At 41.0% G+C, this 4,483-nt stretch carries 5 protein-coding genes and 3 pseudogenes; 5 read left to right on the top strand and 3 right to left on the bottom strand.

Translation table 11 applies throughout. The features are described 5' to 3' along the window. Window positions 1-245 (bottom strand): annotated as a pseudogene (locus LC574_RS28055) (elongation factor G); the annotation flags it as partial. Here LC574_RS28055 and LC574_RS28050 point away from each other — a divergent pair. Next, window positions 226-1,428 (top strand): annotated as a pseudogene (locus tag LC574_RS28050) (elongation factor G); the annotation flags it as partial. The pseudogenes LC574_RS28055 and LC574_RS28050 sit on opposite strands and share 20 nt — an antisense overlap. 70 nt (window positions 1,429-1,498) lie before the next feature. Here the strand turns inward: LC574_RS28050 and LC574_RS28045 are convergent. Next, complete coding sequence (locus LC574_RS28045; RefSeq protein WP_229456939.1) at window positions 1,499-1,711, bottom strand: hypothetical protein; 213 nt, start codon at window positions 1,709-1,711, stop codon at window positions 1,499-1,501. A 186-nt stretch (window positions 1,712-1,897) separates the two neighbouring features. On the opposite strand from LC574_RS28045, the pseudogene LC574_RS28040 reads away from it, so the two are divergent. From LC574_RS28040 to LC574_RS28030, 3 genes and pseudogenes are all read left to right on the top strand, one after another. Next, a pseudogene (locus LC574_RS28040) lies at window positions 1,898-2,074 on the top strand (prohibitin family protein); the annotation flags it as partial. 68 nt (window positions 2,075-2,142) lie between these two features. Further along, window positions 2,143-2,793: a Uma2 family endonuclease gene (locus LC574_RS28035; RefSeq protein WP_229456938.1), complete on the top strand. Its 651-nt coding sequence runs from the start codon at window positions 2,143-2,145 to the stop codon at window positions 2,791-2,793. A 113-nt stretch (window positions 2,794-2,906) separates the two neighbouring features. Next, on the top strand, window positions 2,907-3,299 hold the full coding sequence (locus tag LC574_RS28030; RefSeq protein ID WP_229456937.1) for a nuclease A inhibitor family protein: 393 nt from the start codon (window positions 2,907-2,909) through the stop codon (window positions 3,297-3,299). A 430-nt stretch (window positions 3,300-3,729) separates the two neighbouring features. Here the strand turns inward: LC574_RS28030 and LC574_RS39285 are convergent, their stop codons facing one another. Next, window positions 3,730-3,861 (bottom strand): hypothetical protein, encoded by a 132-nt coding sequence (locus tag LC574_RS39285; protein WP_229456940.1) that lies wholly within the window; start codon window positions 3,859-3,861, stop codon window positions 3,730-3,732. A 35-nt stretch (window positions 3,862-3,896) separates the two neighbouring features. Between LC574_RS39285 and LC574_RS28020 the strand changes: the two genes are divergently transcribed. Continuing rightward, window positions 3,897-4,232 (top strand): DUF4359 domain-containing protein, encoded by a 336-nt coding sequence (locus tag LC574_RS28020; RefSeq protein WP_229456936.1) that lies wholly within the window; start codon window positions 3,897-3,899, stop codon window positions 4,230-4,232. Window positions 4,233-4,483: the final 251 nt, after the last annotated feature.

Here is a 4,483-nt window from a genome sequence, read left to right as displayed (position 1 = left end):
CTAACACCATAATCTTGTTCTGCCACACCAAAGAAAACGGGCACTACCAAATCTGCCCCTAATTCCATTTTTAAATCTTTGAGGATTTCCTCTTGGGGTGGTTCGATGTCTTCTAAAAGTTCTTCGAGTAAATGGTCGTCAAAATTTGCTAGGGCTTCGAGCATTTCTGCCCGTGCTGTATGTTCTTCTTCTTTTAAACTTTCGGGGAAGGGGATGGGATCAGCAGAACGTCGTTTAAAAAACATAAAAGGTGATACACCTTTAGCGCAGGTATTAAAAACTTACTACACTCCCCAAGGTGGCAAACTTTCCCTCGTGCGTGTTTGGCGGGGCAAATTAACTGATGGCATTGTCCTCAATGGCATTCGCACTGGTGGAATTTACCGCCTCATGGGACAACAACAGCAGTCAGTTAACCAAGTTAGTGCTGGTGAAATTGTTGCATTGAGCCGTTTAGAAGGAATCAAGACAGGCGATACAATCTCCACAGAACAGCAGTCGGCAATAAAATTACCCAAAGCTGTAGAGTTGGAACCAGTGTATGCCCTCGCTATTACACCAGAAAAGCGCAACGATGAAGTTAAACTTAGCGGTGCCATCACCAAGTTATTAGAAGAAGACTGTTCACTTGCTTGGGAACAACACGGCGATACCCATGAAGTTATCTTGTGGGGTCAAGGCGAGATTCATTTGCAAGTCGCCCTAGACAGACTGCGCCGCAAATATAACTTGCCAATGACAACCCACTTACCGCAAGTGCCTTACAAAGAAACCATCCGCAAAACGGTGGCTTCAGTTCATGGACGCTACAAGCACCAAAGCGGTGGTCACGGACAGTTTGGTGATGTGTTTCTCGACATCAAGCCTTTACCACGCGGTACAGGTTTCAACTTTAATGAAACTATTGTTGGCGGCGTAGTTCCCAAACAGTACATTCCTGGGGTGGAAATGGGCGTGCGGGAATTTCTGACACATGGGCCTTTGGGCTTCCCAATAGTGGATTTGGCGGTAACTCTGACTAATGGTTCGTATCATAACGTTGATAGTTCCGAACAAGCCTTTAAGCAAGCTGCCCGATTGGCAATGCAAACGGGGATACCCCAAGCGGAACCTACCCTGTTAGAACCAATTCTGCGGGTGGATGTTACTACACCTAGCGAATTTACCTCGAAAGTGCTGCAACTGTTGAGTGGTAGACGGGGGCAAATTTTAGGCTATGAGGGCAGAAACGATTGGCAAGGCTGGGATAATGTCTCTGCATACTTGCCACAAGCAGAGATGCAAAACTTTATTGTAGAGCTGCGATCGCTCACCTTGGGCGTTGGTTCTTTCCACTGGGAATATGACCATCTCCAAGAAGTGCCAGAAAAACTCGCCGAACGCGTTATTCACAGCAATGGTAATGCTGCTAACGGCAACGGCAAGTAATTTTGAATTTTGGATTTTGGATTAATCTAAAATCAATACTAGCCCGGAACTTTAAGTTTCGGGCTAATAACTAAGTACAGCATTTCATTAATTCGTAACGAATTAAATTTGGCAATGCCAATGCATCGGCTGACAATGCCAATGCATCGACTGGCAATGCCAATGCATCGACTGACAATGCCAATGCATCGGCTGACAATGCCAATGCATCGGCTAGCAATGCCAATGCATTGGCTGACAATGCCAATGCATTGGCTGACAATGCCAATGCGTGCCCTTGCATTAAAAACGCTACGATTTTACGCAAAGCTGTACTAAGATTGCCGACTTGTTAGAGAAGTCGTGAATCTTGATTTAATCTGTAAAAGGATTCGTAAACCGCTAACTTGTGTGAAATGGTATTAGTTTCATGAAAGCATTTGGGAATTATGTAATTAAGTATATTCCTCTTAACTACACAGAAAAACTCATGGGCTTTATAGTCTCTCTTTTAACTAGCCTAATTGCAATTCTCGTTTATCTCAATACAAATAGGATATCTGGTGAAAGGTCACGTTTAGCAATACGCACAATTATGATATTGATTGGCAGTATTGCAGTACTGAATTCTATTTCTAGGCTTTTGATAATTGTCCCACCAGGCAATAATAAATAAATAAGGTAATACTAAATATGTGATGAAGGTAAAATACAAGTACGATTAGGTAAAGAATAATGGTAACACTTCAATTACGACAATTAAGTGTTCCGCCGGGACATAGAGTAATACTCCACGATGTTAGCTGGCAAGAATTTGAGGCGATTTTAGAAGAACTTGGCGACCATCGAGCCTCTCGATTGGCTTACAGCCACGAAACTTTAGAGATGAGAATGCCGTTACCAAAGCATGAGAAAGCCAAAGTCATAATCGGGGATTTGGTAAAAATTCTGCTGGAGGAGTTAGAAATTGACTGCGAAACATTTGGCTCAACAACCTTTAAACGTGAAGATATGGCTTTCGGTGTAGAGCCTGATGATTCTTTCTATATTCAAAATCATGCTCAAATGATTGGTAAAGAGCGAATAGACTTGACGGTTGATCCGCCACCTGATTTAGTAATTGAAGTTGATGTTACTTCCAAAACTCAACTTGATGCTTACGAAGCACTAGGAGTTCCTGAACTGTGGCGATATGAAGATGGTAAGCTACAAATTAATATTCTTCAGGATGGCAAATACATTGAGTCTGAAATTAGTTCTACTTTTCCTAACTTGCCCATTGTTGAAGTAATTCCCCGGTTTGTCGAACAGAGCCGAACTTTAGGTAGAAGTCCAACACTTAGAGCATTTCGTCAATGGGTAAAAAAGCAAATCACCCAAACTTAATGTAATTCTTGCTTTATCCGCGCTAAATCTCCTACCCAATGGTCAAGTTGTCCCATTCCCAGCTTGCTGCTAGTTGAATGATACAGTATGAGCGTTGCTAGAAACTGATAACTATGAGCGGCGAGATTGTCGAAAAACTAAAGGAAGCTAGTAGTGGCTTGTTAATGATGAGCGAGTCGGATTACCCTTTCGAGGTTGTTCAGTGGAAAGGTGCTGCACCTGCAACACAGGAGAAAATATTACAGCTAACTGGTTCTCAAAACCTGCCAGTAGAAGTAGTAGACTTAGACTATCTCTTTCGTAATTGTGCATTTGAGCAAGAGTGGCACAATGAATTACAGAAAAAAGATGTTAAAAGATTTCAAACACTTGTCCAGACACTTAAAGATAATCTTAGTGACATCAGCGTTTATCGTGTTGGACAAATAAATATTGACGCTTATATCATAGGACAAACTAAAGATGGTGACTTAGCTGGAGTAGTAACAAAACTGGTTGAAACCTAATAAGCAGTTTGGAAATTTATCTAAATAAAAGCCTAGCCAATACTGCGTAGGTTTTGCCTAAAAAATAACTCCAATGTAGGTTGGGTTGAGGAACGTAGACCCAACATTTTTAGGGGTTTGTTGGGTAACACTTAGGTTCAACAGTTATCAGTTATCAGTTATCAGTTAATAAACGAACTGTCAATTGGGAGTCAGAGTCCCCCACAACTAAGCAAGTGGTGTGTTTGGTGTCGGGGTTAAATCCCCAAGAGTTACCGTGATAACTGATAACTGTTGACTGTTCACTGATTTAACCGAACCTACAAATTTTCAAAACCTACGCAGTATTGAAAGCCTAGCCATCTGTGCTGGTATTGATTTTAGGTATGTAGAGACTAGCAATTGCAACGTCTCTTGCATTGGATTTGGGGCTTGACTGAACTGTATTGACTTATAAATTATCAACTCGCGCTTCTATTACAGACTGAATAGATGTTGAGACTTGTGAGAGAAAATTGTATCCAGTTAGGGATTCTAATGAGTCAACGCTAACCCGATAGTTTCTCCAATTCGCTGTTCGCACGCCTTGGGTGTTGGGAATATTGACAGCAATGACTCTTGTGCTGGTTGTCACGCCAGCAAGACCTGAACCTGGAGTATTCAGTACAAGAAGAATTTGCAGTACAACGGCTGACAGAATACTTAAAAACCGATGTGTGCAAAAAAACCACCAATCTTATAGAAAATTTAATCCGTTTTAATTGTGATAAGTTGGTTGACTCGGCTAACCCGCAAATCCAACAAATTCTTTCCAGGACTACAGAAAGACAAAATTATATTATTTTTAGCATTTACCGTACAGATTTAAAAATCAACTCTTGGATACCTTCTTACAAATTTGAAACTGTGGGAGCTTTTGATCAATTTTATACTTACACTGCCGAAAAACAATAAGACAAGCTGTAGGGAGAGAATATGAAAGTGATTAAGAATACTTCTATTAGTAATTGAGAATAGTTTCAATAATTACCAGAATACCTATTCTAATATCTTGCACCAGTTTCAAGAACTGCCTCAGAATTCATTCTGAGGCTAACGTTATGTAGCTATCATATTTAAGGTTCGGCAGCAACAATAGCTATAGTTTTCGGGTTGTTGTCTAATCTTTGCCATCCTGGGCAAGAGTTTCCAGTACATGCTGTTCC

The organism is Nostoc sp. CHAB 5715 (assembly GCF_020829685.1).
Lineage (GTDB): Bacteria > Cyanobacteriota > Cyanobacteriia > Cyanobacteriales > Nostocaceae > Nostoc.
This window is presented reverse-complemented; position numbering and strand designations above follow the sequence as displayed.